The 25,145-nt window shown below is 68.7% G+C and carries 25 protein-coding genes and 3 pseudogenes; 17 read left to right on the top strand and 11 right to left on the bottom strand.

Annotation, left to right across the window (positions count from 1 at the left end; all coding sequences use genetic code 11):
* Nucleotides 1–23 precede the first annotated feature (23 nt).
* The gene (locus ABZ928_RS00140) at nucleotides 24–833 is read right to left on the bottom strand and encodes a GntR family transcriptional regulator (protein WP_361514005.1); all 810 of its coding nucleotides are present in this window, start codon (nucleotides 831–833) and stop codon (nucleotides 24–26) included.
* Nucleotides 834–969: 136 nt separating this feature from the next.
* On the opposite strand from ABZ928_RS00140, the gene ABZ928_RS00135 reads away from it, so the two are divergent.
* From ABZ928_RS00135 to ABZ928_RS00085, 11 genes are all read left to right on the top strand, one after another.
* Complete coding sequence (locus tag ABZ928_RS00135) at nucleotides 970–2,286, top strand: hypothetical protein (protein ID WP_361514003.1); 1,317 nt, start codon at nucleotides 970–972, stop codon at nucleotides 2,284–2,286.
* Between the two features lie 50 nt (nucleotides 2,287–2,336).
* The gene (locus ABZ928_RS00130) at nucleotides 2,337–3,515 is read left to right on the top strand and encodes a cupin domain-containing protein (RefSeq protein WP_361514001.1); all 1,179 of its coding nucleotides are present in this window, start codon (nucleotides 2,337–2,339) and stop codon (nucleotides 3,513–3,515) included.
* Between the two features lie 13 nt (nucleotides 3,516–3,528).
* Entirely contained in the window at nucleotides 3,529–4,281 is a 753-nt protein-coding gene (locus tag ABZ928_RS00125; protein WP_361513999.1) for an acetoacetate decarboxylase, read from the top strand.
* A gap of 11 nt (nucleotides 4,282–4,292) precedes the next feature.
* Entirely contained in the window at nucleotides 4,293–5,147 is an 855-nt protein-coding gene (locus tag ABZ928_RS00120; protein ID WP_361513997.1) for an alpha/beta hydrolase, read from the top strand.
* An 18-nt stretch (nucleotides 5,148–5,165) separates the two neighbouring features.
* Complete coding sequence (locus tag ABZ928_RS00115; RefSeq protein WP_361513995.1) at nucleotides 5,166–5,912, top strand: Asp/Glu racemase; 747 nt, start codon at nucleotides 5,166–5,168, stop codon at nucleotides 5,910–5,912.
* 72 nt (nucleotides 5,913–5,984) lie between these two features.
* Nucleotides 5,985–6,425, top strand: a complete 441-nt coding sequence (locus ABZ928_RS00110) for an SRPBCC family protein (RefSeq protein WP_361513993.1) — start codon at nucleotides 5,985–5,987, stop codon at nucleotides 6,423–6,425.
* Nucleotides 6,426–6,508: 83 nt separating this feature from the next.
* Nucleotides 6,509–8,188, top strand: coding sequence for an NAD-dependent malic enzyme (locus tag ABZ928_RS00105; RefSeq protein WP_361513991.1), 1,680 nt, complete (start codon nucleotides 6,509–6,511; stop codon nucleotides 8,186–8,188).
* A gap of 42 nt (nucleotides 8,189–8,230) precedes the next feature.
* A complete protein-coding gene (locus tag ABZ928_RS00100; protein ID WP_361513989.1) occupies nucleotides 8,231–9,187 on the top strand; it encodes a pirin family protein in 957 nt (318 codons plus the stop codon).
* A 48-nt stretch (nucleotides 9,188–9,235) separates the two neighbouring features.
* Nucleotides 9,236–9,706 (top strand): nitroreductase/quinone reductase family protein, encoded by a 471-nt coding sequence (locus ABZ928_RS00095; protein ID WP_361513987.1) that lies wholly within the window; start codon nucleotides 9,236–9,238, stop codon nucleotides 9,704–9,706.
* A 189-nt stretch (nucleotides 9,707–9,895) separates the two neighbouring features.
* Entirely contained in the window at nucleotides 9,896–10,981 is a 1,086-nt protein-coding gene (locus ABZ928_RS00090) for an ATP-binding protein (protein ID WP_361513984.1), read from the top strand.
* Nucleotides 10,982–11,272: 291 nt separating this feature from the next.
* A complete protein-coding gene (locus ABZ928_RS00085) occupies nucleotides 11,273–11,743 on the top strand; it encodes a GNAT family N-acetyltransferase (RefSeq protein ID WP_361513981.1) in 471 nt (156 codons plus the stop codon).
* A gap of 28 nt (nucleotides 11,744–11,771) precedes the next feature.
* Here ABZ928_RS00085 and ABZ928_RS00080 read toward each other — a convergent pair.
* A pseudogene (locus tag ABZ928_RS00080) lies at nucleotides 11,772–11,994 on the bottom strand (IS5/IS1182 family transposase); the annotation flags it as partial.
* A gap of 75 nt (nucleotides 11,995–12,069) precedes the next feature.
* On the opposite strand from ABZ928_RS00080, the pseudogene ABZ928_RS00075 reads away from it, so the two are divergent.
* Nucleotides 12,070–12,317, top strand: a pseudogene (locus tag ABZ928_RS00075) (transposase family protein); the annotation flags it as partial.
* Between the two features lie 57 nt (nucleotides 12,318–12,374).
* On the opposite strand, the gene ABZ928_RS00070 reads toward ABZ928_RS00075, so the two are convergent.
* From ABZ928_RS00070 to ABZ928_RS00055, 4 genes are all read right to left on the bottom strand, one after another.
* Nucleotides 12,375–12,749, bottom strand: a complete 375-nt coding sequence (locus ABZ928_RS00070) for a hypothetical protein (protein WP_361513979.1) — start codon at nucleotides 12,747–12,749, stop codon at nucleotides 12,375–12,377.
* A 105-nt stretch (nucleotides 12,750–12,854) separates the two neighbouring features.
* Nucleotides 12,855–13,208, bottom strand: a complete 354-nt coding sequence (locus ABZ928_RS00065; protein ID WP_361513976.1) for a DoxX family protein — start codon at nucleotides 13,206–13,208, stop codon at nucleotides 12,855–12,857.
* A gap of 45 nt (nucleotides 13,209–13,253) precedes the next feature.
* Nucleotides 13,254–13,901 (bottom strand): LUD domain-containing protein, encoded by a 648-nt coding sequence (locus ABZ928_RS00060; protein WP_361513973.1) that lies wholly within the window; start codon nucleotides 13,899–13,901, stop codon nucleotides 13,254–13,256.
* 23 nt (nucleotides 13,902–13,924) lie between these two features.
* A complete protein-coding gene (locus tag ABZ928_RS00055) occupies nucleotides 13,925–15,049 on the bottom strand; it encodes an oxygenase MpaB family protein (protein ID WP_361513970.1) in 1,125 nt (374 codons plus the stop codon).
* 272 nt (nucleotides 15,050–15,321) lie between these two features.
* Between ABZ928_RS00055 and ABZ928_RS00050 the strand changes: the two genes are divergently transcribed.
* The 5 genes from ABZ928_RS00050 to ABZ928_RS00030 all read left to right on the top strand — a co-directional run bounded on the left by ABZ928_RS00050 (nucleotide 15,322) and on the right by ABZ928_RS00030 (nucleotide 20,419).
* Entirely contained in the window at nucleotides 15,322–15,951 is a 630-nt protein-coding gene (locus tag ABZ928_RS00050; protein ID WP_361513967.1) for a TetR/AcrR family transcriptional regulator, read from the top strand.
* Nucleotides 15,952–16,049: 98 nt separating this feature from the next.
* A complete protein-coding gene (locus ABZ928_RS00045; RefSeq protein ID WP_361513964.1) occupies nucleotides 16,050–16,661 on the top strand; it encodes a TetR/AcrR family transcriptional regulator in 612 nt (203 codons plus the stop codon).
* 209 nt (nucleotides 16,662–16,870) lie between these two features.
* Nucleotides 16,871–17,728: an SDR family NAD(P)-dependent oxidoreductase gene (locus ABZ928_RS00040; RefSeq protein ID WP_361513961.1), complete on the top strand. Its 858-nt coding sequence runs from the start codon at nucleotides 16,871–16,873 to the stop codon at nucleotides 17,726–17,728.
* Between the two features lie 54 nt (nucleotides 17,729–17,782).
* Nucleotides 17,783–18,715, top strand: coding sequence for an ester cyclase (locus ABZ928_RS00035; protein ID WP_361513958.1), 933 nt, complete (start codon nucleotides 17,783–17,785; stop codon nucleotides 18,713–18,715).
* Between the two features lie 135 nt (nucleotides 18,716–18,850).
* Nucleotides 18,851–20,419 (top strand): MDR family MFS transporter, encoded by a 1,569-nt coding sequence (locus ABZ928_RS00030; RefSeq protein WP_361514896.1) that lies wholly within the window; start codon nucleotides 18,851–18,853, stop codon nucleotides 20,417–20,419.
* 164 nt (nucleotides 20,420–20,583) lie between these two features.
* Here the strand turns inward: ABZ928_RS00030 and ABZ928_RS00025 are convergent, their stop codons facing one another.
* From ABZ928_RS00025 to ABZ928_RS00005, 5 genes and pseudogenes are all read right to left on the bottom strand, one after another.
* Nucleotides 20,584–21,027: a TetR/AcrR family transcriptional regulator gene (locus ABZ928_RS00025; RefSeq protein WP_361513956.1), complete on the bottom strand. Its 444-nt coding sequence runs from the start codon at nucleotides 21,025–21,027 to the stop codon at nucleotides 20,584–20,586.
* 90 nt (nucleotides 21,028–21,117) lie between these two features.
* Nucleotides 21,118–22,299 (bottom strand): cytochrome P450, encoded by a 1,182-nt coding sequence (locus ABZ928_RS00020; RefSeq protein WP_361513953.1) that lies wholly within the window; start codon nucleotides 22,297–22,299, stop codon nucleotides 21,118–21,120.
* A gap of 17 nt (nucleotides 22,300–22,316) precedes the next feature.
* Entirely contained in the window at nucleotides 22,317–23,693 is a 1,377-nt protein-coding gene (locus ABZ928_RS00015; RefSeq protein WP_361513950.1) for a nucleotide pyrophosphatase/phosphodiesterase family protein, read from the bottom strand.
* A gap of 42 nt (nucleotides 23,694–23,735) precedes the next feature.
* A complete protein-coding gene (gene eboE, locus ABZ928_RS00010) occupies nucleotides 23,736–24,899 on the bottom strand; it encodes a metabolite traffic protein EboE (protein WP_361513947.1) in 1,164 nt (387 codons plus the stop codon).
* 6 nt (nucleotides 24,900–24,905) lie between these two features.
* Nucleotides 24,906–25,145: pseudogene (locus tag ABZ928_RS00005) on the bottom strand (hydrolase TatD); the annotation flags it as partial.

The following is a 25,145-nucleotide window of genomic DNA, read 5'->3' as shown; positions in this document are numbered from 1 at the left end:
GGGCGCCATCCGCATATGGCCGGTCAGCCCTGCTGACGGCTCGGGATCACCCAGTACCCTTTGTGCACGTCGCGGACCTCTTCACGCACCGGCAGCTTCGGGTCGACGTACGCCCTTATCCACTCGACAGGGGCGTCGTTCTCGTCGAGCAGTGTCAGCACGCACACGGACACCGGGGTGTCGAGGTACAGACCCAGGTGGCGCGAGACGATCGGCGGCGGGGTACCGGCGTGCAGCCGTCTGCGGATCGTGGTGACGTCGATGCCCTCCCCGGCCAGGATCGACATCATGGGCTTGGTCCTGAGGTCTTCGAGGCTGTGCCGCTCGCCCAGTTCGGGCAGCTGCACATTGTGCGAGACGACGTGCGGAAGGCCCTGGTAGATCCGCAGGCGGACGCACTGCCACAGCTTGCTTCCCGGCGGCAGCCCGAACACCCGGCAGGCCTCTGCGGGGGCGACATCGACGCCGACCTGCAGCAGCTCGTACCCGTACTCCGACGACTCCTCCTCCGGATAGAAGACCGGCAGGTCGTTGTCGTCGCCCGGGCTCGGCGGTATGTAGACGGCCCGTGGGCGCTTGCCGCGACCGCGCTCGACCAGACCCTCTTCGCCGAGGCGCTCCAGCGGAGTCCGGGCCGTCACCACACTGACCTTGAAGCGCTCGGCCAGCTCGCGCTCGCCGGGAAAGTCCGTGCGGCCCACCCACAGCCCGTCGAGGATCTCCGCGCGTAGTTGCCGATAGATCTGCTGCTGCATCGGCACGTCCGGATTGAGGACGTCCCCGTCGTCCGTCGCGGGACACGGGATCCCGTCGACACAGGACTCGTTCGACATGTACACGGCCTCTCCTGACCAAACTGCGTGAGCGTCTCCGGCCCATTATGACCGACCCTCGCTTGACATTCCATCTTTCCCATATGAATATGTGATTACGAGGTTTCCCTTTCTGTCGCCCTTGTGAGGACCCGACATGACTGCACAGAGCAGGTACCGACTCCCCGACACCCCCCTTCCCGAACTGTTCGTCACTCCCGAGCGCCGGGCGCGAGGCAGCGTCAACGCCTACCGGATGGACCAGCTTCCGGCGGGGACGCAGCGGGAGTTCATCGACATCACGGCTTCCGACGGTGCCTTCTCGTTCGGCCTGCTGCACCTGCCGCCGGGCCCGAGGCCCAGGACGGTCGCGGTGTTCATGCACCCGCGGGAGAACCAGTCCCGGCAGTACCTGAGCCCGTATCTGCTGGCGGCGGGGTACGCGGTGTGGGGACAGACCAGCCGCGCACTGAACAACGACAGCGACATGGTCCACGAGGAGGTCGTCCTCGACACCGCTGCGGGTATCCGGATGCTCAAGGAGCGCGGCTTCGAGAAGATCGTGCTCATCGGCAGCAGCGGCGGCACCTCACTGCTGTCGTACTACCAGTGGCAGGCCGCGCTCCCGCCCGAGGAGCGCCACACGCACGGCCCGCACGGCACGCCGACCCGGTTCGCCGCGGAGGACATGCCTGCGGCCGACTTCTATGTCGCCCTGGCCCCGCACGCCGGCGAGGGCATCATCATGCTCAACATGCTCGACCCGGCGATCGTCGACGAGTCCAACCCGACGGCGATCGACCCGGCGCTGGACATGTTCAACCCCGACAACGGCTACCAGCCGTTCCCGGAGCCGAGCAAGTACGACACCGAGTGGCTCGCCGCCTACCGCGAAGGCCAGCGCGCCCGCGCCCGTCGCCTGGACGTCATCGCCCGCTCCCTCATCGCCGACTACGAGGAAGCCCGCCAGGCCGTCGACCGGGAGAAGCTCGGCTCGCCGACAGCACGCCGGGCACTGATGTCACCGTTCATGAGCATCTACGGAACGGTCGCCAACCCGGCGCACACCGACCCGAGCATCCACCCCAACCACCGCGTCCCCGGCAGCATCTTCTCGGGCGGCCACCCGCTCCGCGGCTCCTACGGCCCCAACGCGCTGGGCCGGATCCTCACCGCACGCGCCTGGCTGTCGACCTGGAGCGGCCTGTCGGCCCAGGCGGAGTGGACCCACGCGGCCGAGCACATCGACGTGCCCACGCTCGTCGTCGCACCGCTGGGCGACACCGACGCCTACCCGGAGGAGCAGGAGGAGATCTTCTCCCGCATCCCGGCGACCGACAAGACGTTCATGACGCTCGCCCACGCCCACCACTACCTCTTCCTGCTGCCGAACGCGCCTCTCGACTACAACCCGCGCGAGGCCGCCGGAGAGATCGTCACCAAGTGGCTGGGCGAGCGCCTCGACGCGTCCTGACGCCGTCATCGCCCGAGCCACAGCACCACCCAACCCCCCTGGAGGCAGCAATGCCGTTCTACCGTTCCGTGGGACAGGTGCCCCACAAGCGACACGTCCAGTTCCGCAAGCCCGACGGCGGGCTGTACCGCGAGGAACTGATGGGCACCGAGGGCTTCTCGTCCGACTCCGCCCTGCTCTACCACACCTACGCGCCCACCGACGTGGTCGCGGTCGACGCCTGGGACATCACGGGGCAGGACACCACACCCAACCACCCCCTCAAGCCCCGTCTGGTCCGCACCCACAAAGTGGACGAGGGAGGCGACGCGGTCACCGGCCGCCGCCTACTGGCCGCCAACCCGGACGTGCGGGTTAGCTACGTCGTCGCCGACCGCCCCAGCCCGCTGTACCGCAACGCCATGGGCGACGAGATGTACTTCGTCGAGTCCGGCACCGCCCGCGTCGAGACCGTCTTCGGCTCACTGGACGTCGGCCCGCGCGACTTCGTCATCATGCCGACCTCCGCGACGCACCGGTGGGTCCCGACGGGTGACGAGCCGGTACGGCTCCTCATCGCGGAATCGACCGGCGGCATCCGACCGCCCAAGCGCTATCTGTCCGCCCGCGGCCAGTTCCTGGAACACTCCCCGTACTGCGAGCGGGATCTGCGCGGGCCGTCGGAGCCCCTCGTCGTGGAGGGCGACAACGTCGACGTGTACGTGCGTCACCGGGCCGGCGGCACGCGCTACACCTACGCCCACCACCCGTTCGACGTCGTGGGCTGGGACGGACAGCTCTACCCGTACGCGTTCAGCATGGACGACTACGAGCCGATCATCGGCCGGATCCACCAGCCGCCGCCCACCTTCCAGACCTTCGAGGCGCCGGGCTTCGTCATCTGCTCGTTCGTGCCGCACAAGGTCGAGTACCACCCGGACGCGGTGATCGTCCCCTACAACCACGCCAACGTCGACTCCGACGAGCTGATGTTCTACGTGGAGGCGGCGGGCGGCGCCCGCGCAGGGCACGGCATCGAGACAGGGGCCATCACCTGGCACCCCGCCGGCTTCATCCACGGCCCGCACACCGACGAGCTGGAGAAGTCCGTCGACGCCTACAACGCGGGCCGCATCGAGATCAAGAACCTGCGCGCCGTCATGATCGACACCTTCCGCCCGCTCGACATCGGCGAAGCCGCCCTGGCCAGCGAGGACTCCGACTACCTCGCCAGCTGGCGCAACGCCTGATCGGAGACCTGCCATGCACGCCGATCAGGTCATCAGAAGCCTCAACACGCCGCTGACCGCGCCCGCCTACCCGACGCCGTCCGGCACCCGGTTCATCGACCGGGAGTACCTCAACATCGTCTACCGCACCGACCCGGAGGCGCTGCGGGCGGTCGTTCCGGAACCGCTGGCAGTCGGCGAACCCCTCGTGCGCTTCGAGATCATGCACATGGGCGACGTCGGGGGCTTCGGCCCCTACACGGAGGCCGGCGTCGCGATCCCGGTGGACTTCGAGGGCGAGCAGGGCGAGTACCTGCACGCCATGTACCTGGACAACTTCCCGGCCACCGCCGGCGGCCGGGAACTGTCCGCCTATCCCAAGGTGCTGGGCACGCCGCGCCTCTACGTCGACCACGGCACGCTCGTGGGCACCCTCGACTTCGGGACCCTGCGCGTGGCCACGGCGACGATGGGCTACAAGCACCGGCGGCTGGATCCGGACGAGGCCCTGCAGCAGATCACGGTGCCGACCTACATGGTGAAGATCGTGCCCGGCTACGACTTCAAACCGCGGGTCGCCGATCTCGTCCGCACCCAGATCACGGACATAGTCGTGAAGGAGGCCTGGAGCGGTCCCGCCCGCCTCCAGCTCTTCCAGCACGTGCTCGCCCCGCTCGCGGACCTGCCGGTCGTCGAGGTCGTGTCGGCAAGCCACATCGTCACCGACCTGTCGCTGGCCCCCGCCAAGCCGGTCTTCGACTACCTCGACCGGGCTCCGCGCGCGTAGGAGGCTCCACCATGTCAACCCGCACCTCTCTGCAAGACCGGACCGTGTCCACGGGCGGCATGTACGTGCGCCGAGGAGGCAACCCCGACGGACCCGTACTGGTGCTGCTCCACGGCGCGTTGGCCAATGGCGACGTCTGGCACGGCGTCGAGCGGATCCTGGAGGAGCGCTGGTCAGGCGGCTGGATCGTTCCCGACCTGCCCGGCCACGGCCGCTCTCCGCGGTTGAGCCGCTACAGCCACGGACGGCTGGCCGCACAGGTCGCCGACGCCGTCCTGGAGACCGCGCCCCGGGGCGTGCCCGTCCACGTCCTCGGTCACTCGCTCGGCGGCGCGGTTGCTCTGACGCTGGCCACGGGCTGGTTCGGCCTCAAGGTCTCCACGGTGTGCGCCATCGGTGTCAAACCTGCCTGGTCCGACCACGAGAAGATGGTAGTGGCCGCAGTCGCGGGTGCGCCCGCCAAAGTGTTCGCCTCCCGGGACGAAGCCGTGCGCCATGTACTCACGGTCGCCGCGATGGACGACGTGGTGGACCCCGACTCGGCGCTGTGCGACTCCCTCGTCATCGGAGACGGCAATCAGTGGGAAGCCGTGGCGGATCCCGCCGTTCTCTCCGTCGGCGCGCCGGATCTGCGAGGGCTGATGGCCTCGTGCCGGGCTCAGGAGATCGCGCTCGTCGCCGGCGAACGTGATCCGCTGTGCCCACCGGCCGAGCTCGTACGGCTGTACCCCGAGGCGACCGTGCTGGCCGGCGCCGGCCACTGCCCCCATCTCCAGAATCCCGAGTTCGTGTGGCCTCTGCTGGACCACCTGCTCCTGTCGGCGCTCCACCATTCCCCGAGCGCCCAGACCCTCTCCCATTCCTGATCACACCTGAGGAAAACCATGTCCAGTCATCGGATCGGCCTGCTCGTACCGAGTTCCAACACCACCATGGAGACCGAGATCCCGGAGATCCTCCGTCGGCAGAGCGCGCTGACGGGTGATCAGTTCACCTTCCACGCCAGCCGTATGCGGATGAAGACCGTGGAGAAGAGCGAGCTGGCCGCCATGAACGCCGACGCCGGCCGGGCGGCGATCGAACTCGCCGACGCCCAGGTCGAAGTGATGGCCTACGCCTGCCTGGTCGCGATCATGTCCCAGGGCAACGGCGTGCACCGCGGCATCGAAGCCGATCTCACCCGCACCGCCGCCGACAACGGCTGCGCCGTGGACGTGCTCTCCAGCGCGGGAGCGCTTGTGGAGGGGCTGCACCACCTCGGCGCCCGCAAGGTGTCCATCGTCACCCCGTACATGAAGCCGCTCACCGCCCTGGTGGCCGACTACATCGAGTCCGAGGGCATCGAGGTACAGGACTCCATCAGCCTGGAGGTCGACGACAACCTCGCCGTCGGCCGCCTGGACCCGTCCCGGCTGCCGGACATCGCGGCCGGCCTCGACACCCGCGGCGTGGACGCCGTCGTACTCTCCGCCTGCGTCCAGATGCCCTCCCTTCCCGCCATCCCGGACGCCGAGAAGCGCCTCGGCCTGCCCGTCGTCACGGCGGCCGCGGCCACGTCCTGGAAGGTGCTGCGCACTCTCGGCCTGGAGACCGTCGCCGACGGCGCCGGCGCGCTCTTCAAGCAGAACTGACCACCGGGCGGGGCGCATCTGCGCCCCGCCCAGCAGCCCCCCACATCAAGCACCAAGCGAAGGAGCACGTCCATGGCCCCCATTCCCATGGAAACCACGATCAACGGCTCTCCCGAGCAGGTCTTCGACATCATCACGCAGGCCCGCTTCTGGCCGCAGTGGCACATCCTCACCCGCGCCGTCACGGGCACGGTCCAGCGGCCGTTCCTCCCGGGCGACGAGTTCACCGAGTTCATCCGCACCGCCGAGGGGTCCAGGGAACTGACCTGGCGGGTCGCTGAGTACGAGCGGGCCAAGCACGTGACCATCGAGCTCGTGCCCGGCCCCGGGTCCATCTCGTACACGTTCGAGCAGGTCCCTGAGGGCACCCTGTTCCGTCGCGTCGTCAACGGCAGCGGTTCGCAGGAGTCGAGGACGGCGACGCCCGAGACCGAGGCGCAGTCCGTGGCGAACCTGAAGGCGCTGGTCGAGGACGTTCTCGCGCACGAGAAGAAGGGGCCCATCTTCCCCTGACCCGGGAACGGTGGCCGGCGGCGTCGCGACCGACGTCGTCGGCCACGGTCTCCTCAACTGTCCGTAACCCCTGGGAATCCGTGATGCCCGACAACCACTCGCACGCCGAACACCGCGGCACCGCCGTCCTCGCCGACCCCCTCCTCAACAAGGGGACAGCGTTCAGCCCGCACGAACGCGCCCGGCTCGGCCTCGACGGTCTGCTGCCGCCTGCCGTGGAGACTCTCAAGCAGCAAGTCGCCCGGGCCTACGATGCCTTCCGCAACTATGCCAGGCCCCTCAACCAGCACATCTACCTGCGACAGCTGCAGGACACCAACGAGGTCCTCTTCTACCGCCTGGTGACCGAGCACCTCGAAGAGATGCTCCCGATCGTCTACACACCGACCGTCGGGGATGCCTGCCGACTGTTCAACTCGATATACCGCCGACCGCGGGGAATGTTCCTGGGCTGGGAGGACCGGCACAGGTTTCGGGAGATCCTGCGCAACCGGCCGCACGGCGACGAGGACGTGGACGTCATCGTGGTCACCGACGGACAGCGCATCCTCGGCCTGGGCGACCTCGGCGTGGGCGGCATGGCCATCCCGATCGGCAAGCTGAGTCTGTACACGGCGATCGGCGGTATCGACCCGGCGCGCACGCTGCCGATCCTGCTGGACGTCGGCACGGACAACGAGCAGTTGCTGGCCGATCCGCGCTACCTGGGCCGCCGCAGCCACCGCCTCACGGGCGCGAAGTACGACGAGATGATCGAGGCCTTCGTCTCGGCCGTCGAGGCGGAGCTGCCGAACACCCTGCTCCAGTGGGAGGACTTCGCCACCCACCACGCGCGTCCCATCCTCACCCGCTACCGCGACCGTCTGCTCACCTTCAACGACGACATCCAGGGCACCGCCGCCGTGGCGCTCGCCGCCCTGTCCACCGCAGCGGACATAGCCGGCACACCCCTGGCACAGCAGCGTCTCGTGGTGCTCGGCGCGGGTTCGGCCGCCATCGGTGTCTCGGACATGATCCGCGCGGCGATGACCGAGGAGGGGCTCACGACGACCGAGGCCGCCGCCCGCTTCTGGGTCGTCGATGCCGAAGGCCTGCTGGTGCGCTCACGCACCGACCTGACCGAGGAGCAGCGGCTCTACGCGCGCGACGACGAAGAAGTGGCCGACTGGGACGGCCTCGGTCTCGCCGAGGTGGTGCGCCGCACCGCCCCGACAGCGTTGATCGGGCTGTCGACGGCCCGGGGCGCGTTCACCGAGGACATCGTGCGGCAGATGGCCTCCACCTGCGAACGGCCCGTCATCTTCCCCCTCTCCAACCCCACCTCGAACGCCGAGGCGGACCCGGCGGACCTGTACCGCTGGACCGACGGCACGGCCCTGATCGCCACCGGCTCGCCCTTCGCGCCATTGAAGGCCGACGGGCACGAGGTGACGGTGGCCCAGGCGAACAACGTGTATGTCTTCCCCGCCATCGGACTCGCGGTGACCGCGAGCCGGGCCGACCGCGTCACCGACCGCATGCTGGTCGCCGCCGCCCGGGCCATCGCACGCTGTGCCGCGGAGGCCCAGGACGACGACGGTCCGGCGCGACTGCTCCCGCCGCTCGGCGGGATGAGAGCGGCCGCCCGGGATGTCGCCCTGGCCGCCGCACTGGCCGCGGTCGAGGACGGTGTGGCGCCGAAGGCGACCGAGAGGCAACTGCGCAAGGCGATCGCCTCGGCGCAATGGACACCGGGCTACAGCGACACGGACGTCTCGCGCTGACCGAGCGGCCCTGCCCGGCCCACTGACACACAGGAGATTCCCATGCCCGCGATATCCGTTCCGGACCTGCTGGTCCTGCCCCGCGTTCCCGACCTTCCCGGGGCCACCGTCGACCGACCCGTCGCCCATCTCAAGACCGGAGTGGACGAGGAACCCACGGAGGGCTTCGGTGTCCGTCGGGTGTTCCCGGCCCCCGGTGCCGGGATGCGCATGTCCGACCCGTTCCTCCTGCTCGACCACCGCGCCGACACCGTCCTCGAGCCTCGGACGGCGAAAGGACGCCCCTGGCATCCGCACCGGGGCTTCGAAACCGTCACGTATCTGATCGACGGTGAGATCGAGCACGAGGACACGCACGGGGGCGGCGGGATCATCCGGGGCGGAGACACTCAGTGGATGACCGCGGGCTCCGGTGTGCAGCACCACGAGAGCCCGTCGGAACGTCTGGTCATGGAGGGCGGTGTCGTCCAGGGCGTGCAGCTGTGGGTGAACCTCCCGAGCGAACTGAAAATGGCGCCGCCGCGCTACCAGGACATCGCCGGCTCCCGGCTGGCGTTGCTGGCCTCGCATGACGGCGGGGCACTGCTTCGTGTCATCGCCGGGGAGATCGCAGGACAACACGGCCCTGGGGTCACGCACACCCCGATCACGCTCGCGCACGCCTCGATCGCGCCGGGTGCCCGGCTGCGGCTCCCCTGGCGGCCCGAGTTCTCCGCCATGGCGTACGTGCTGTCCGGCCAGGGTTCCGTGGGAACCGAGCGGCGTCCTGTGACCGAGGGACAGATCGCCTACTTCGGCGCGGGCGGAGCGCTTACCGTGACGGCGGACGACCGTCAGTCGAATCGAACCGGCGAGATGGAGGTCCTGCTGCTTGGCGGACTTCCCATCGGTGAACCCCTCGCGGCGTACGGCCCGTTCGTGATGAACACGCACGACGAGATCGTCCAGGCCATCGCGGACTATCGCAGCGGGCGGATGGGCGTGGTCCCCGCAACGTAGCTCAACCTTCCACTTGACCGGTCATTGTCTTGAGTAGCAGGAGATCTCATGAGCAGCAGCTTCAACACGTCCGCAGGCACCCGTGGCGCCCGCCAACCCGGCCGAGCGGCCAAGTGGTTCAACAAGTGGATGATGAAGCGGATACGCCGCAAGGGCGGTGCCAAGCTGAGGGGCCTCAACGCCCTCGTCCTCACGACCACCGGTCGCAAGAGTGGTGAGCCGCGTTCGACGCCCGTGGGCTGGTTTCCTGGCAAGAGCGGCGGCTGGCTGATCGTGGCATCGGCAGCCGGAGCGCCCAAGAACCCGGCCTGGTACCTCAACCTCGCCGCTCACCCCGACCAGGTACAGGTGGAGTTGGGGGGCCGCAAGGTGTACGTCGACGCCGAGCAACTCCAAGGTGCGGAACGAGAGGAGGCATGGCGGCAGATCACGACTGCCGCACCGCGGTTCGCGCAGTACCAGGTGAACACCGATCGGGAGATTCCGGTCATCCGGCTGACACCCCGTTCCGCCCGCTGACCTCGCCTTTTCGCAAGGCGGCCACTCCGAGGAGCGATCAAGTCCATTCGGCTGCGAGGAAAGGAGCATGCCCCAGGTGAGGAGACGTGTCGGGCCGGGCCGGGAGCGTCCGGCCGTAAGCTGTCGGCTTCGCGAGCCCCGAGGAACAGGTGGCCGAGCTGATCAGGGCGAGCCCAGCCGCGGGCTTTCTTGAAGGCGGACCTCGGCGTCAACGGCGTGGAGGTGCATTTGATGGGCTGGATTCGGGGCGTGAACGGGCGTCGACTGGCCGAAGTTGCGTCGGCCTTCGTCGTCAGCGTGGTCTTCTTCGTCAGCGTGGCGGCGGCGGTCCCGTTCCGGGACCAGATCGTGCTGATCGTGGTCTGGGGCATGGCCTATCTGTGCGCGGTGGTCGTGGTGGCCAGGCGCCGTGGTCCGCTGTACGGCATCCCGCTGGCGATTGCGGCGGCCCTGGCCTTCGACTCGTTCTACATCCCGCCGTTGCGCCCCTTCAATTCTGAGAACTGGCAGAACTTCCTGGCCGTCGCCATGTACCTCGGCCTCGGTGTCCTGGTCGGGGCGCTCGCCGAAGCGACCAGCCGACGAGCTCTGGCAGCGGAACAGGAGCGCGGCAAGCTCGCCTACGAGCAGGCTGAACTCTCGCGCGAGTTCGAGACGGTACGCGCGCTCGCCAACTCGTTGCAGGCACAGGTGCACGAATCGGCCAACCAACTGCACACCATCGTCGTTCTGGTCGAGCTGGGACGCTACGAGGAGGCAGTGCGCTTCGCCACCGAGCAGGTGGAGGTTGCCCAGGACCTGCTCAGCGGGTTGCAGGAACAGATCGAACAGCCGGCGCTGGTCGCGCTGTTGCTCGGCAAGACGGCCGTCGCGCGCGAGCGCGGCATCGACCTGGTGATCGCTCCGGATCCGAGTTTCACCAGCGCGGTTCTGCCCGCTGCGGAGCTGGTGACGATCGTCGGGAACCTCATCGACAACGCGATGGACGCTCTGGCGGAGGTGGTGCACCCGCGAGTGGAGGTCGGCCTGTGCGTCGACGGCGCCGAAGCGGTGATCGAGGTACGTGACAACGGACCGGGAATCGCGCCTGAGCACCTGCCACGCGTGTTCGAGTCGGGATGGTCGACAAAGCCGACCGCCGTCCAGGGACATCGCGGACTCGGGCTTGCGCTGGTCCGGCAGGCGGCGATGCGCCTCGGCGGTCATGCGGCCGCGCATTGCGACGACGGCGCCGTCTTCACTGTGCGGCTACCGCGGCGGGTACCGGATGACTGATTCCGCGAAGATCACGCCCGACGGGCATGGCGGCGGCCCGCCCCGGGTCGGCGAGATCCTGGTTCCGGCGGTCGAGACCGAACAAGAGGTCAGTGGATGGATACGGTGCCGGCGAATGTGGGGAGCCGCGGTCGAAGGCGAGGCTCCGGGCGGCCCGTGGCCGGCTCGCCGAGTGACAGCGGGGCGGGTGCGCATCAGGGGGCTTTAAAGCTTGTCCCGTAACTGCGAGCTGGGCCTAGGCTGGACCAGCTCTACCTGGGTACCGATCTTCTGGAGAGTGAGACTGCGCCTATGGGCATATTCCTGCGCGAGCTTGACGACAGCGACCTGCCGATCTTCTGGCAGCAGCTGACGGATCCCGAGGTGCAGCGGATGGCAGCGGTGACCAGGAAGTATCACTATGATCGCGGCCACTTCGACCAGCACTGGTCGAAGGTGCGCTCGGATCCGTCCGTGATCTTGCGAACCGTTCTCGCCGACGGTGCTGTAGCAGGGCACGCCGCTGTCTTCGGCTCGCCGTCGGAACGTGAGGTCACGTACGTCATTGGGCGAGTGCATTGGGGCCAGGGCATTGCCACCGCGGCCCTGGCTGAACTGATCAAGCTGGAGCCCGCGCGGCCGCTGCATGCTGACGCCGCCGCTGACAACGCCGGCTCCATCCGCGTGCTGGAGAAGTGCGGCTTCATCGTCACGGGGAAGAGCCGGTGCTTCGCCCGGGCTCGTGACCAGGACATCGACCTGGTGCACTTGACGCTGCGCTGAGCACCCCCGCCGCTGCCAGAACTGCTCCACCAGCCGATGCCAAGTCGTGCAGGCGGGCGATATCGAGCATGACCTGGAGAACGCCATTGCCCTTGAGTTGCCTGCCCTCGTGGTTCGCGATGTGGGATGAGCAGTCCGGTGCCCCAACATCCGCCGTCGGCGATGGTCGGCGTGCCGCGGCAGACCCGGTCGACGCCGGACTCCGTGAACGTCCGGCAGTCGTTGCGGCTGCCGGACAGTGGCAGGCCGATCACCACCGCCAGGCTGCCACTCTGCGGTCGCGGAGGTGCACCAGGTGAGGTCGGCGGCCGCACGGTGGGCACGTCCTGGCCGGCGACAGCACCTACATCAACACCGGGCTGATCGTCCCGCACCGCAAACGGCCCGGCCGACCGCAACTCAAGGGCGAGGAGGAGGACAACGCCATGCACCGCAAGGTCCGCGCCCGCGTCGAGCACGTAATCGCCGGATGAAGAACTACAAGATCCTCCGCGACTGCCAGCAACATGGCGCCGGCCTCCATCAGGCTGCCCAGGCCGTCGCCCGCATGCACAACCTCGCCCTCACCGCGTGACCGGACGCGCAAAACGCCCAGTTCCGCCTGCCTGATCGAGGCGTTCTGCAACGCGCTTCAGGCGGTCCCCTGCGGCCCTCGCACACTGTCCATATACACGCGAAGGTCCACGACCTCGTCCGCTTCCCAGCGGAACACACTCACGACCGGTGCAGCCGGAGTCACCTCGGTCTCGTACTGGTACGTCACGGTGGCCTCAGCGATCACCACTCCGGGTTCGGGTTCCCAGAGGCCACTGACGTCGTGCCGGATGGCGAGAAGGCCGGCGGCTCGCATCCTCTCGACGGCGTCCCGAATCTCGTCCCGTCCCACGATGACCGCAGCTCCGCGGCTCATCCGGACGTTCTTGCCCAGACCCTCGACAAAGGCGTCGGGGTCCAGTGCGACAGCCGACTCCGCATAGTGCCTGCGAACCCACTCCAGACGGTCCATCGCCCCTCCATATCTTGGAAAACGGACTGCCGCCGGCCCATGTGCCCTGGGGCCCACGGGCCGGCGGTCGGTCACTGCGTACCGCCCCCCGGCGCATTGCCCAAGTCAGGCGGTCGCTGCCCGAAGCACGACGTACACCACGGCGATCAGTCCGAACACGGCGGCCGGGGCCATCGCCTTGCCCGGATCCTTGGCCCGAGCGTGCGCCGCAAGGGCGCCGACCATCAGCAGAGCGAGCCCGGCGCCGGCCGCGACGCCGAGCCAGGCCAGCCACAGGCCGACCAGAGCACCTACGGCGCCGAGGACTTCGAGGACCCCGATGACACGGTTGACACCGTGGGGCACGCGCAGGTGGTCCGCCTGCGTCACGGCCTTGGCCTGAGCAGCGACCTTGGGTACGCCTGCGGCCAGGAAGGCCAGGGCCAGCAGGACGGCGACTATCGCGGCGGTGATGAACATGACTGAACTCCGGGGGTGCTTGAAAGAATCAGGCGCGCGAACGCATCAGAAGCCGATGGCTTCGCGCACGAGGACGACGGTGGCGCGGCCGGGGACGACTTCCCGGCTGCTGATCAGGATCTTGGCGACGACACTGCGCTGGCCGTAGGCCTGCTGAGCACGGGTGTCTTCCTTGGGATACGAGTAGTTGTCGATCCGGAGCAGGGCGGTCTCCAGATCGGGGACGATCTTCTGGGCCCCGACGACCCACACGGCGCTCGCCGCACCGGAGGCGTAGGGAGCGAGCTGGCTCCCGCTGGCCGACGCGGTGACCAGGCGCCCGTCCTCGGTGACGGCGTGGACGCTGCCGACCACGACGTCGGGGGCGGATCGCGACCGGCGGACCTCGTCGTAGCGTGCCCGAAGGTCCCAGTCCGCCTGGCTCGCCCGGACGCTCATGAACCGTCCGGAGCCGTCGATGTCCTCGGTGATGCCGGTGAGCCGCAGCGTCTCGCTGGTGGAGGTGAAGACGGTCTTGTCCGTCGGCAGGATCTCGTTCACGAGCCGGCGTGCGTCCGCGGCCGTGTCGACGATCCGTACGGTGAAGCCGTGCGCGCTCAACGCGTCCGCCGCTCGGTCGATGCTCGCCGCCGACACCGGGACGCCGAAGGACTCGTCCACGGGCAGCAGTTCGCTGGTGATGCTCTCAGTCATGGGGGGATTCCTTGTCTTGCGGCTCAGGCAGCCAGGTTCTTCTCGTACACGGTGGCGCCCTCGGTGAGGCTGACCAGGAACCGCCGGGCCTCGATGGTCTCCTGCAGTGCCTGCTGCCAGGCTTCGGGGGACGAGCGCTGCCAGCGTCGGGTCTGCTGGTTGGTCCGGGCGAACAGGTCGACCAGGGGACCGAGTTCGGAGTGGCCCACACCCAGCTGGTCGCACAGTTCGTCGCCCAGGATGCGGCGGGCGAAGGCCGAGACGAGTTGTTCGGTCAGGGGCAGCGGGGTCTTGAGCGTCATCTGCGACAGCATCGCGATCAGCACTTCCAGGGTGGCGGAGGTGAGAGCGATGGAGTTCTCGTCCGGCTCGCCGTTAACCTTCTCGATCGCGGCGTACCACTCGCCTGCCTGCTCGTGGTCGTTGATGCTCTGGTACAGCGCGGGGTCGACACCCAGGAGGTAGGCGACGTAGTGCCAATAGCGGTAGATGCTCGCCAGTTCCTCGTCGGTGAACGTGATCCCCAGCGTCTTCAGGGCGTTCAACGGGCTGTAAGTGAAGTCCAGCCAGGTGCGCACCAGGTCGACCTGGTTGATCGGGGTACCGAGGGTCTCCACGTCCCAGCCGTGCTTCTGCTGGGTCGCGCGCACTCGCGCGTGCATCAGCCGCACCTGGACCGTGTCGAGGTATCCGGGCCCGCCCAGGAGCATGCCTCCGGGCAACGCGACGCTGTTGAGCCACTTGCCCGTCTCCTGCAGCCGGCGCTGGGTGATGGTCACCAGCCGCCCCGTACCGGCGAGAACACCCGCGATGCGGGGCGCGCTGTACTCAGGCAGAAGGGAACCGAGCGCGAGCGCGATCTGGGTCCACTGCACTTCGACGGACAGGTACGCGGTCTCGCCCTCGGCGAGTTTCTCGGTGTCCACCCACTCGGGTACGGCCTGGACCTCGCGCAACAGGGCAGCGATCGCCGGGGGCGCGTCGTCCAGCGACGCGAGCCCGTTCTTCAGACCTTCGTTGAAGAGACGCCGGGCGGGTGCCCCCAGCTCGTCCATCTCCGCGATCACGGCGTCGGCCAGCGGGTCCCCGGCCTTGAGAGACCGTTCGATGAGGGCCATGCGCTCGTCTGCGGCGGCTTGCGTTGTCATGCCTGACCTCCAAGGAGGCTTGGATTCCTTGACCGGTCGTGCACTACGCGGGTGTGGTCACCGAGCACCGCCGATCACTTAATCACCTAAGTTACTGTGATTTAGCGAAAGGTCAAGTCGCCGCACCGCCCGGGCCCCCGCAGAGAAGGCCGCGGACCCCACCCAACCAGCCGAAGCTAACGTTCGCTAGAATCGTGCAACCGGCCTGTCGGCCACAACACGAGGAGCAGTGGATGTCGGCCACGAAGCCCGGCGGGAGCGCCCCTTCGGACATGGACGCGCGCATCGACGACTGGCGAGCCTTCGCCCCGCTCGAACTGCACCCCATCCTGGCGGCGGCACTGGAAGAGTTCCGCGAACACGGCTACCACGGCACCTCAGTGAGAGACGTCGCACGCCGGGCCGAAGTCAGCCTGCCGATGATCTATTACCGCTTCGAGAACAAACAGGGGCTGCTCGTGGCGCTCCTGGAGGACGCGATCAGCGAAGTGCTCCATCGGGCCCGACTTGCCGACGCGGCGGCTGAAGGCCGGGTGCTGGAGCGGTTCGCCAACGTCGTCGAGTGCATCGTGCTCCACATGACCCACCGGGCGGCGACGGCCGGCCTGGACTCGGAGCTGCGCTATCTGGAGCCCGCGAACCGGAAGAAGTACGCGGCTTTGCGCAAGGAGCTGGAGGAGCTTCTCCTCGGAATCATCGAAGAGGGCGTGACACAGGGCTTGTTCGAGGTGGACCGCGCCCCCGACACCGGTCGCGCACTCCTCGGCATGTGCCAGGCGGTGGCCGCGTGGTTCCACCCCGGAGGCCCGTTGACGCCGGAGGAGATCGCCGACCGGTACGTGGCGATCTCGCTGCGCACAGTAGGCGCACGAGTGCGGCCGGTACCCCGCAGTCAGGCGTGACGACCTCACCCATCGGGCGTACCACCCACACCAGGCCACACCCTCAGGTATGTGCTCATAATTGAGTACGCTCAGTTTCCCTGGGAGGTGCGGAGCCCGTGACTGGTCGCAGAGAGCGCAACAAGCAGGAGAAACTGGCTCGCATCAAGGCCGCGGCGGCCACACTGCTCGACACCAAGGGGTACGAGCAGATGACCACCCGGGAGGTCGCGGAGGCGGCCGACGTGGGCACCGGAACGCTCTTCCTGTACGTCAAGGACAAGTCCGAACTCCTGATGCTGGTCTACGGTGAGCGGATCCAGCAGCGCCTTGACCAGCGGCTGACTTCACTGGAGACCGACAGCACACTGCTCGAGCAATTGGGGCGGCTGTACGGCGAGGCGCTGGACGACGTGGCCGACGACCGGAACCTGCGCATCTTCCTCGCCGAAGCACGGCGGCGGGGCACCGGCGAGTACGCCGCCCAGGCCGCCGCCATCCGAAGCCACACCCTGGAAGCCACGGTCGATCTCATCCATGCAGCACAGCGGCACGGCGAGGTGCACCCAAACGCCGACCCCGCGCAGGCGGCATGGAACTTCTACGCCCTGTGGCAGGCCGCCCTGGATGGTTTGCGCCTGGACAGCGACCTCAATCGCGCCCGCGCACTGCTGCAGCGCGCCTTCGCCATGCAGTTCGCCGGACTCGCGAGCCGTATCGGCCTCCACTGAATCAGGGCCGCACATGCCACTGCCAGTCACCCGGCTGTTGCCCTACGGAGCATCTCGCCATCCCCTTGACAGCCGATAATTCACGTATGAATATGTGATTACCGCTTTTGTGGTGGGATCGAATGCGACCACGCTCAGAAATGAGTACAGTCCGAAATATTCACATATGCCGGATCAAGGAGGGTGCCACCCTCCGGAGAGGGAAATTCATGGCCGGCAATCCCCGAGCCGTCGTCGTCACCGGAGCCTCCGAGGGCCTCGGCAGGGCCACCGCGATCCTGCTGGCCGAAGAGGGCTATCGCGTCTTCGGTACCACCCTCAGTGAGGCCGAGTCCGACGACCTCTCCTCCGCCACCGGCGGCGGGGTCACTCCGATCGTCATGGACATCACCGACGACGCCCAGGTCGAGGAGATGGCGCGCACCGTCGATGAACAAGTGGGCGACCAGGGACTGTTCGCCCTGATCAGCAACGCCGGCATCCTCGTTCCCGGGCCGATGGAGATCGTCTCCATAGAAGGGATTCGCCGGCAGTTCGATGTGAACGTCTTCGGACACGTGGCCACCATCAAAGCGTTGCTGCCGGCCCTCCGGCGCGGCCGCGGCCGCATCGTCGAGATCGGCTCGCTCACCGGACACGTCGCCCTGCCGTACAAGGGCATCCTGGCCGGCTCCAAGTTCGCCATGGAAGGCCTGATGGACCTGCTGCGTCGCGAACTGCTGCCCTGGTCCATCCCCGTCACCATCGTCCGGGCGGGGAAGATGCGCACCAACGCGCTCCCCAAGGCGGCACGCAATCAGCAGGCTCTCATCGACGGTCTCACGCCCGAGCAGGAGGCCTTGTACGGGGAGTCGTTGCGTCGGTTCGCCAAGGCGGATCTCGAAGCGGCCGACGGTGGCGTCGATCCCAAGGACGTGGCCGCCCAGATCGCCGGCCTGCTGGCCGACCCGAACCCGCCCACACGGGTGCTCACCGACCCGGAGGACCAGAAGATCCTCGACCTCGTCGACTCCCTGTCCGACCAGGACGCCGACCAGAAGATCGCTCGCATGATGGGCGTCCTCTGACCGACCAGCCGGAGGGGGGCTCCAACAACCTGGCTCAGCACGAAAGGCACCACCATGAGTCTGATCCCTGCCACCAGCCTCGACGGGTTCCACCTCACATGGGAGAACCAGCAGGCAGACGTCCTCGTCCGAGAGTATTTCCAGGCCCTCAACGAGGGAACGGACGACGATGTCGACCGGCTTCTGGCCCCGACCTTCGAGAGTCACCGACGCACCGGAACCACCGGCCGCAACGGCGAGAAGAACCGTCTGCTCACCTTGCGCACCGCCTTCCCGGACCTGACCTACGAGGTCCATGAGAACGTCGGTGTCGTCGTGGAAGGCGACCTGCTCGCCCTGCGCACCTACGTCTCCGGTACCCACGAGGGGCCGTACGCCGGTCACGACCCGACGGGCAAGAGCTTCCGCATCGGCAACCACCACTTCTTCCGTCACCGCAACGGCCGCCTCGTCGAACACTGGGAGGTCGAGGACAGCTACCGCATCCTCGCCGAGCTGGGCCTGATCCCCGCGAGCATTCCGCTCTTCGACGAGAAGCCGGGCTCCCCCTTCGGCATCGCCGTCAACCAGCAGACCACCAGGCCCGATTGGCACAAGTCCCAGGTACGAGCCATGTACGAAGGAGTCGTGGCGACCGGCAACGCCGAGGACGCCTACGGGATGGCCGACTCCTACATCCAGAACACCGGCCGCGCTCCCGACGGCGCCTCCCACTTCAACCAGGAGTTCGTCGGATTCCGCCAGGTCTTCCAGAAGGGCCGCTCGTATCCGGTGCAGATCGTGGCCGAGCGGGACCGTGTGATCACGCGCAGCCGCTGGGACGGTTACCACCTCGGGGACCTGGGCCCGCTGCCGGCCACCGGACGCGCCGTCGACTTCACCACGGCCGACACCTTCCGCTTCGAGGAAGGCGTGATCGTCGAGCACTGGGACACCACGGACTTCCTGGCGATGCTCGGCTCCCTCGGGGTTCTGGGCGACCACTGATCAACCGCGGGCCGGGAACGGCGTACGGATCAACACCTGCGCACTCCCGGCCCGCGTTCACCGCGACTCCTGAGAGCACTCATGACGACCACCGATCGACCGCAGACCGCACCCTCCACCGTCGTTCCGGCAGCCATGACGCAGCGCCAGGTGATGCAGGCGCTGTCCGGACTTCTGCTTGGCATGTTCGTGGCAATTCTGTCGTCCACGATCGTCTCCAACGCGCTCCCGCATATCGTGGCGGATCTGGGCGGCTCCCAGTCCTCCTACACCTGGGTCGTCACCTCGACCCTGCTCGCGATGACGGCGTCGACCCCCCTGTGGGGCAAACTCGCGGACCTCTACGACAAGAAGCGGCTGATCCAGACCGCCCTGGTGATCTTCGTGACGGGTTCGGTCCTCGCCGGACTCTCCCACGGCACGGCACTCCTGATCGCCATGCGCGCCGTGCAGGGCATCGGCACCGGTGGCATGGTCGCGCTCTCCCAGATCGTCCTCGCCTCGATGATCCCGCCACGGGAACGAGGACGCTACAACGGCTATCTCGGTGCGGTGTTCGCCGTGGCCACCGTCGCCGGCCCGCTCATCGGAGGCGTCGTCACCGACACGTCATGGCTCGGCTGGCGCTGGTGCTTCTACGTCGGCGTACCGTTCGCCGTGGTGGCCCTGGCCGTGCTGCAGCAAACGCTGCGCCTGCCGGTCGGCGACGGCGGCAAGCGGGTGGACTGGTCGGGTGCGGCACTGCTCACCTCCACGGTCAGCCTGCTACTGGTCTGGGTGACGCTGGCCGGGGACTCGTTCGCCTGGAACTCCTGGCAGACCTACGCGATGGTCGGCGGCGCCCTCGTTCTGGCGGCCCTGTTCATCCTGGCCGAGAACCGCGCGGCCGATCCGGTGATCCCGTTGCGGCTGTTCCGCAACCGCACCATCGCCCTGGCCGGCACCGTCTCGCTGTTCGTCGGTTCCGCCATGTTCGCCGCCACGGTCTACCTCAGTCAGTACTTCCAGCTCGCCCGGGGCGACTCCGCGACCAAGGCCGGGCTCATGACCATCCCGATGATCACCGGGCTGTTCCTCGCCTCCACCGTCTCCGGCCGGTTCATCACCCGTACCGGGCGCTGGAAGGGATGGCTGGTGGCGGGCGGCACGCTGCTCACCGCCGGTGTGGCCCTGCTGGGCGGCCTCCACTACGACACTCCGTACTGGCAGGTCGGCGTCGCGATGGCGCTCACGGGACTCGGCCTCGGCATGAGCATGCAGAACCTGGTGCTCGCGGCACAGAACCAGGCCGACGGCACCGATCTCGGCGCCACGAGCTCCCTGGTGGCGTTCACCCGGTCCCTGGGCGGCACCATCGGCGTCTCGGCGCTCGGCGCGGTTCTCTCCAACCGGGTGACCCACTATGTCGCCGACGGGCTGGCTCGGATCGACGCCCCGGCAGGAGCGTCCGACACGCAGGGAGCCGTGCCGAACGTGTCCGAGCTGCGCGAGCCTCTGCGCACCGTGGTCAAGAGCGCGTACGGAGACGGCATCGCCGACGTGTTCATGTTCGCCGCCCCCGCAGCCCTGCTCGGTCTGCTGCTCACCCTGTTCATCCGGGAGACGGCACTCAGGGACCGGACCCCCGAATCCGAACGTCCCGCTTCCACGTCGGGCGACACCCCCACCACCGGCGCGGACGCGGTGCCCGGGGCCAGCGCGTAGAGCCGCCCCGGTTCAGCGGGACCGGCCGATCGAATCGGGCCTCACTCCTCCGGCCGCCACAGGGAGAGCGCGGCCTCGACGGTAGGCACGACGGTGTCGTCGTCGAGCCACGCGCCCAGCATGAGACGCCGGAACAGCAGGGGGCCGAGAATGCCTGCGTGAGATCACTTCCCTGACGTCGTCCTCGATACCGGGCCGGAACTCACCACGTTCGACCGCTGCGTCCGCCAGGTGCTCGTCGGCACGGCCGAACCTCTCGTCGCGGATGCGCCGCACCCCGTCATCCCGTTCGGCCCGGTCGATGACGGAGGCGGAGACCGGCTGGTTGAACCACTGCGACTGCTGCTTGAGATACCCGACAAGTTGCTCACGCACGGGACCGTCCTCAGCGTGAGCAGCAAACGGGCGGCACCGGCCAGGGTGTCGAGCAGCAGCGACTCCAGATCGGGCCAGTGCCGGTAGACGGTGGCCCGGCCGACGCCCGCACGTGCGGCAACGGACGCGTGGGTGACGCTCTCCGGGCTGCCCTCCAGAAGGAGTTCGGTGGCGGCTGCCAGTGCGGCCACACCACTGCGGCGGGCCCGGAGGTCGTCACTGGTCCGCGACATCGACGCACCTCGTCCACACGAGAACTGCGAGACGGGAAGTGACTCTCCTCTTCTGTTACGCACAGTCTCACAGTCGTTGTGCGCCCGGGATCACCAGGCCACGGGCAGCTCCCGCACCCCATGGATGGCGCGCCCCTCGAACGCGAATTCCTCCGCCTCGGGCCCCGTCAGCCGCAGCCCCGGAAGCCGTTCGAACAGCATCGGCAGGGCTATCTGGAGTTCGGCGCGGGCGAGTGACTGGCCGAGGCAGTGGTGGAGGCCGTGGCCGAAGGCGAGGTGGCGGTCGGCGTCGCGGGTGAGGTCGAGGCGGTCCGGGTCGGGGAAGACCGCGGGGTCCCGGTTGGCGGCCTGGAGGGCGACCACCACGCCTTCGCCGGCCTTGATGGTGACGCCGCCGACCTCGACGTCCTCGGTGGCGATGCGGCGCAGGCCGATGTGGACGACGGTGAGATAGCGCAGCAGCTCCTCCACCGCGCCCGGCACGAGTTCTTCGTCGGCGCGCAGCGCGGCCAGCTGCTCGGGGTGGCGCAGCAGGGCGATGACGCCGAGGGAGAGCATGCTCGCGGTCGTCTCGTGCCCGGCGATGAGGAGCTGGACGAGCATCCCGGCCGCTTCCGCCGAGGTGGCCTCGCTGGTGGCTACCCGTTCGGTCGCGAGCTTGCTCATCAGGTCGTCGGCGGGCTCGCGCGACTTGGCGGCGAGGAGCTCCTGGAGGTAGCCGAAGAGCGCTCCCCAGCCGGCCCGCATGGCCTCCGGTCCGGCGGAGACGGTGGCGAATGCGGCGGCGTGGGTGTTGATGAAGTCGCGGTCCGCGTACGGCACTCCGAGCAGTTCACAGATGACGAGGAGGGGCAGCGGGAGGGTGAAGTGCTCGACCAGGTCGGCCGGTTGCTCCTGTTTGGCGAGGCCGTCGAGGAGGTCGGCGGTGATGTTCCGGATGGCGGGCCGCAGTTGCTCGACCCGGCGGAAGGTGAACTCCGGGATGAGCATGCGGCGCAGCCGGGTGTGGTCCGGCGGGTCCATGGCGAACAGCTGTCCCGGCGTGACCGGCGGCGGGGTCGGCTGCAGGCCAGGAAAGCCGGGCCTGGTGTTCCGCGAGCTGAACCGGGGGTCGCTGAGGACGGCGCGGGCGTCCTCGTGCCGGGTGACGAGCCAGGGGTGGGTGTCGCCCCAGAGCGAGATGCGGGCGAGGGGGCGTTCCTCGATCCAGCGACGGTACTCGGCGGCGGGGTCGAGGAGAGGGCGGCGGCCAGGCAGGGACGGGGTGTTCATGAGGGTGGCTCCAGTGGTCAGTCGGAGGTGAGGCCGGCCAGGGTCAGCAGCAGGTCCTTGACGTCGGTCGCGTGGATCTCCTCGGACGCCGGACCGGGCCGCGAGCACAGCAGGACGGGGCTGTCCTGCGGGTCGTCCGGGAGCCGGCCGTGGCTGCCGCGGATGCCGGAGGGGTCGAGGGGGACGGTCTGGATGCGGTAGCGCATGCCGAGCTTCTTGCGGGCGACCTGGGCGGCGGCGCGGGCCTTCACACCGGGCACGGCGGGGTCGTAGAAGAGTTCGGCGGGGTCGTATCCGGGCTTGCGGTGGATCTCGACCTGACGGGCGAAGTCCGGGGCGCGGTCGTCGTCCAGCCAGTAGTAGTACGTGAACCAGGCGTCGGAGTCCGCCACGGCGACCAGCTCTCCGGAACGGTCGTGGTCGAGGCCGTGGGCCGCCTTGCCCTCAGCGTCCAACACCTGGTCCACACCCGGGAGTTCGGCGACGATCTTCGCCACTGCCTCGGTGTCGGCGGATTCGCGGACATAGACATGGGCGATCTGGTGGTCGGCGACGGCGAAGGCGCGGGAGGTCCACGGGTCGAGGTACTCCATGCCGTCCTGCGTGTAGACGTCGAGGAGTCCGGCCCGGCGCAGGGCGCGGTTGATGTCGACCGGACGGGCGGCCGGGGCTATCCCGTACTCGCTGAGAATGACGACCGTGGCATCCTCCCGCCGGAAGTGCTCCAGGAGGGGCCGCAGGGCGTCGTCCAGGCGGCGGGCCTCGCGGGCGGACTGCGGGGAGCCGGGGCCGGAGCGCTGGGGCTCGTAGTCCAGGTGCGGGACGTAGACCAAGGTCAGGTCGGGCTGCTTCTCGTCGAAGATCTGGCGGGCGGCGGCCAGGATCCACTGGCTGGAGGGCAGGTCCGCGTTGGGGCCCCAGTAGGTGAACATGGGGAACGTGCCGAGGCGGTCGGTGAGTTCGTCGTGCAGGGCGGGCGGGCGCGTGTAGCAGTCGGGTTCCTTGCGGCCGTCGGAGTAGTAGACGGGTCGCGGGGTGACCGTCCAGTCGACGTCGGCGCCCATGGCGTACCACCAGCAGACGTTGGCGACCTTGTAGTCGGGGTTCTGGGCGCGCGCCGCGTCCCAGATCTTCTCGCCGCCGACGAGGGCGTTGTGCTGCCTCCACAGGAAGACCTCGCCGAGGTCGCGGAAGTACCAGCCGTTGCCGACGATGCCGTGTTCGGAGGGCAGTGCGCCGGTGAGGAGCGTGGACTGCACGGAGCAGGTCACGGCGGGCAGCACGGTGTTGAGGCGGGCCTGGAAGCCTTGTTCGGCGACGGCTGAGACGGCGGGCATGTGCCGGAGCATGCGGGGGGTGAGGCCGACGATGTCGAGGACGACCAGTCGGGTCATGAGACGGGCTCCTTTTCGTGGTGGGGGGTGTGGCCGGAGTCCTCAGCGGGGCTTGAGGCCGAGCTCCTCGAACCGGTCGCGGGTCCAGGCCAGTTCAGCAGCCAGGCCCGCGACGAGGCCTTTCCGGTCGTGCGGCCGCAGGTGTTCGGGCAGGACCGACCAGGTGTAGGTCTCGACCTCGATGTGGTCGCAGAGGGCCTGCGGTCCACCCAGCAACTCCCGCAGGGCACCGGTCAGTTCGGTGGCCGTGGTGCGCAGCGGCGGTTCGGGATCGGCGTGCAGGGGTGCGTGGAAGTGCACCCGCCAGGCGGAGCCGGCGTCCAGTCCACCGGAGAGGGCCTCCGGGAGGTCGTCCACCCCGATGACGGCGCCATCGGGGGCCGTACGGGTCTGGTGCAGGAAGCGAGGTTCCGCGAACCGGGCGAGCGCTCGGCGCGCCTCCGGGTCGGCGGGGTCGTCGGCCTGGAGGGCGCTGGACGCCTGGACCTTGACGACCGGGAGCCCGGCGTCGGCGAGGCGGCGCAGCGCGGCGGCGGGTTCCTCGAACTGCACGGCGAGGTGGCAGGTGTCCAGGCAGATGCCGAGCCGCTCGGGGTCCACTCCCCCCAGTTCCCGGGCGGCCTGGACGGTGTTCTCGACCACGCAGCCGGGCTCGGGTTCGAAGCCGACCCGGATCGTACGGCCCGTCTCGCGCTCCAACTCAGCCAGTTCTACGGCGAGTTGATCCAATGCGCGGCGGGCGGTGTCACGCGCCTCGGTGGGCCAGGGTGTGCGCCAGGCGAGCGGCAGGGTCGAGACACTGCCGCGCCGCGCGTCCTCGGGGAGCAGTCCGGCGAGCACCCGGGTGCAGTCCACGGTGTAGCGCAGGCGGGCGGGGTCGGCCCAGTCGGGCAGGTAGACGTCCTTCTTGACGACCTCGCGGTGGAAGCCGCCGTAGGGGAAGGCGTTGAGCGTGACGGTCTCCAGGCCGCGCGCGCTCAATTCGGCACGCAGGCGGTGTACGGCGTCGGGCCGTTCGCGCAGCTCGGTCACGACGTCGTTGGCCAGCCATAGGCCGATACCGAGCAGGTCGGCGCCGAGGGTTTCGCGTACGGGCTCGGCGTAGGCGGCGAGTTGGTCCACCACTCCGTCGAGGTCCTCGGCCTGGTGGACGTTGCTGCAGTAGGCGAGGTGGACGGTCGTGCCGTCGGGGTGCAGGAAGCGCACGGCGGGTCACTCCCCGCCGCGTTTGATCGAGTTGCCCTGGAAGAGGGCCGTGTCGTCGGGCTTGACGTCCTCCAGGTCGAGCCGGCCGCTCTGTCCGTAGAAAGCGACCGGGTTGTGCCACATGACCTGGTCGACAGCGTTGTCGTCGAACCCGGCGGTGAGCATCGCGTCGGCGGTCTTGCGGGTCTTGAGGGGGTCGCTGCGGCCCCAGTCGGCGGCCGAGTTGACGAGCATCCGGTCGGTGCC

Source organism: Streptomyces sp. NPDC046909 (assembly GCF_040644695.1).
In the GTDB taxonomy this organism is placed as follows: Bacteria; Actinomycetota; Actinomycetes; order Streptomycetales; family Streptomycetaceae; genus Streptomyces.
Note: the sequence above shows the minus strand (reverse complement) of the source record. Positions and strands in the feature narration are given on the sequence as shown.